At 50.9% G+C, this 348-nt stretch carries 1 pseudogene; it reads right to left on the reverse strand.

The features are described from left to right. Positions 1 to 348 (reverse strand): annotated as a pseudogene (locus NE473_RS30675) (carbohydrate-binding protein); the annotation flags it as partial.

The raw sequence follows: 348 nt of genomic DNA on the forward strand, positions 1-348 counted from the left end.
CTAAATTCATGGGGCTTTACGCTCTTTTCCATATCGACGACCTCAGTCATACCGTCGGAAAAGGTAAATGTCGCCTTTACCCACCAGTTATCATGAGGAAAATCGGCTCTCGTAACGAGAACAATTTTATCAAAATCCACGGGGCGGCCGAACTCCAGGGTCATCTTCGCATCGTCCTGACGGTCAATCCCCCATGATTCATACGGCCATTCGCCGTGGGATTCGTTGGAAACCACGCCGTCAATGGCATTGCGTGCAGCAAATACAGCCTCTCCTCTGGTCTCCACATTCGCATATACATGAGGATACCAGCCCGGATCCCCATGCTGGTGCATCACATTCTTTGCG

Origin of the sequence: Hungatella sp. SL.1.14 (genome assembly GCF_024460495.1) — a bacterium.
Classification (GTDB): Bacteria; Bacillota; Clostridia; order Lachnospirales; family Lachnospiraceae; genus Hungatella; species Hungatella hathewayi.